General features: G+C 49.4%; 3 protein-coding genes. All 3 read left to right on the top strand.

Annotated elements, in window-relative coordinates:
* A partial coding sequence (locus VEI96_02475; GenBank protein ID HXX56851.1) for an ATP-binding protein occupies positions 1 to 995 on the top strand: 995 nt, incomplete at its 5' end.
* Complete coding sequence (locus VEI96_02470; GenBank protein HXX56850.1) at positions 992 to 2,344, top strand: sigma-54 dependent transcriptional regulator; 1,353 nt, start codon at positions 992 to 994, stop codon at positions 2,342 to 2,344. The genes VEI96_02475 and VEI96_02470, both read left to right, overlap by 4 nt.
* A gap of 289 nt (positions 2,345 to 2,633) precedes the next feature.
* Positions 2,634 to 3,017 carry a hypothetical protein gene (locus tag VEI96_02465; GenBank protein HXX56849.1) on the top strand — a complete coding sequence of 128 codons (384 nt, stop codon included), beginning with the start codon at positions 2,634 to 2,636 and terminating at the stop codon, positions 3,015 to 3,017.
* The last annotated feature ends 142 nt before the right edge of the window (positions 3,018 to 3,159 follow it).

Here is a 3,159-nt window from a genome sequence, read left to right as displayed (position 1 = left end):
CTTTTTCTGTGGATGTCGGGTTGCGTATCAATTCGTGGGGAGAGGAGATATCTAAGCTCACCGGTAAGACCCCCTCTTCTGCCGTGGGCAGGAAATACTACGAAGTATTCCCGCGGATATCTTCTTCCGACAGAGATTCCGTGACATGGGCGCTCGAAAAGAACCGGAAGCTCATTCTGGATGAATATCATTTTCAATGCCCCATGGATCACTTCAGCGCAGGCATACGAATCGAACCTCTCAGGACAATGAGAAAGGTCACAGGAGCGAAGGTTACCATTTTCAACCTGTCGCCCTGCTCTGCCGTACGGGGTCTCAGAAATTCACAGCTCTTCATCGACATCGGGAAGACGGCCTCAGCGCTTGCCCATGGGGTAAGAAATCCCTTAAATGCGATTAAGGGTGCGGTTGTCTTTCTCAGCGAAAAATACGCCAAGGAGCCTGCCCTCGTTGAATTTGCCGGGATAATCAACGAAGAGATAGCGCGGCTCGACAATTTCATATCGCTCTTCCTCAGCACATCAATTTCCGGCGCAGGGGCTTCCCTGACAGACCTTAACGCATTGTTGAAGAAGATAGAGGCGGTCACCTGCCTTCAGGCACATGCCTATAATATTCGCATGGTCTATGAATATGGGGACATCCCCCCCATTATGGTCAACGCCTTTCAAATTGAGCAGGCGATCCTCAATGTTATTAACAATGCCCTGGAGGCGATGCGCTCCGACGGCCAGCTCACCGTTAAGACCGGGAAAGAAGAACGCTCGGGAACCGATTTTGTCGTTATCGAGATCAGAGATACCGGACCGGGCATGGCGCAGAATATCATTGACAGACTTTCCCTATCGCCCAAGGAGACTGGGCGGGGATTCGGCCTCTTTATCACCCGCGAAATCCTTCAGTACTATGGCGGCCATCTCGAGATCAGAAGCAAGAAGGGGCAAGGGAGCACGGTGATGTTATATCTCCCCATCAGAAACGGGGAAAGGGCATGAGCGTCGACGGCAAGGGCGACATCCTCATCATAGACGACGAACCCAACGCCCTCAGGGTCCTCTCCGCCATACTCTCAGAGGACGGGTACAGAGTCTTCGAATCGAGGGACGTTGATGGCGCAACCAGTCTCGTGAGCAGCAAGGATGTGGACGCGATCATCACGGATCTGAAGATGCCCGGTAAGGACGGCATGCAATTCTTTGAATATATCACTGAAAGCCATCCCCATATTCCGGTTATTTTCCTGACGGCGTTTGGGTCGGTTGAATCAGCTGTTTCCGCCATAACCCGGGGGGCTTTTTATTATTTTATCAAACCTCCTGATTACCACAAACTGAAGAGTACTCTTGCCCGGGCGGTTAAACAACGGCAGCTCAAGAGGGCACTCGATCTCGCGGAGAAGGGTCTTTCAAACGGAAACGAGAAGTCTCTCATCGTGACGAACACCCCGGAAATGCGGAAGATATTCAAAACGGTGGAGGATGTGAGAGATTCGACGAGCAGTGTCCTTATCTGCGGGGAAACGGGTACGGGGAAGGAGCTCATTGCGAGGGCATTACATTACAGCAGCACAAGATCGGATAAGCCTTTCATCGCGGTGAACTGTGCTGCGATACCGAGGGACCTCATGGAGTCCGAACTCTTCGGATATGAGAAAGGAGCGTATACCGGTGCCACGGGAAGGAGAATCGGACGGTTCGAGGAAGCCTCAGGCGGCACGATATTCCTCGACGAGATTGGCGAGCTTGAGGCACCTTTGCAGGCGAAACTCCTTAGAGTACTTCAGGAAAGGGAGATCGAGCGCCTGGGGAGCAGCAAAAGGATCAAGGTGGAATTTCGAGTCATATCTTCCACGAATCGTGATCTTCAGAGGGAGGTACAGACAAAGCATTTCAGAGAAGACCTCTATTACAGAATAAACGTCGTACGAATAGACCTACCGCCACTCAGGGAAAAAAAGGATGATATCCCCCTTCTCGTGACTGAATTTGTCAGGGAATTCTGCGTTAGGAATAAGAAGATGTTGACGATTTCAGACGACGTAATGAGGATATTACAGAGATACGACTGGCCCGGGAATATCAGGCAACTGAAGAACACTATTGAGAGAGCGGTCGTTCTCGCGAAAGGAAGCGAGGTTACGGCGCGGGAGCTGCCTGAAGAGTTGCGCTGCCTCTTGGGTAAGAGAGAACCCGCTCAGTCAGGCAAGACACTGAAGGAGATAGAAATAGAAGCGGTAAAGGAAGTACTTCGCGATTGCAGCGGGAACAAGTCAAAGGCGGCCAAAACACTCGGTATATCGAGAAAAGCATTATATAAGAGACTCAAAGAGTCCGATACCCTTTAATGGGCCTTTCCGGCTATACGATAAAGGAATCAGGTCCTGCCTAATTCGATTTTTTGTTCCTTTTCATAAGAACTGTATCCAAAGGGAACAAGAGAATTATTAAATATATTTCATTTTTTGTGCTTTTCTGATTTTACTGTGTCCTAAAGCTACAATGAATAATGGCATTAAATTCAAAAATCGAAGATTTCTGTTTCCAAAGGAGACAACCCATAAGAGAATAATCATCGGCTAAACGGGTAGAAACCGCCTATTCCTTTCCAGGTATCAATCTTGCTCTCAAGAGTGCATGGCAGCTCAAAGGAAGAGAATCCTCATCATCGACGAGCATGGATTCTCACGCATCTGCTCTGCTCTCCTTGATAACGCAGGATACGGCGCCGAGATTGCTCGTGCCGTTGAGGACCTGCGGGCTGGTCTGAATACGAATGAATATGGATTGGTTGTGACGAGCTATCCCTATGGTGCCTCTCTCCTTCCTGAAATAAAGAAGAGCAACCTCCCGACCATAATACTTTCCGATAACATTGACGGGAAGCTTATCGACATACTTGACGATTTTGCTGATTCCTACTGCATGATCAAGCCTCTCGATTACGAAAAGTTTAAATCCCTGGTACAGCAGGTCATGAGCGGTGAACACGAAATTCAGGAAGGCTACAACCTTGTTTAGGGTCAAATTCCTCACTATGAGACATCGCGCTGAGGAATTCAGGATCGCGAACCGCCCTCTAAGGAGGGGACGATGAACGAGACGCAACGTTGGTATGCCCTTCACACAAAAGCACGGCATGAATTTATTGCCTCCGGTGAAT

Source organism: Thermodesulfovibrionales bacterium (genome assembly GCA_035622735.1).
Lineage (GTDB): Bacteria > Nitrospirota > Thermodesulfovibrionia > Thermodesulfovibrionales > UBA9159 > DASPUT01.
This window is presented reverse-complemented; position numbering and strand designations above follow the sequence as displayed.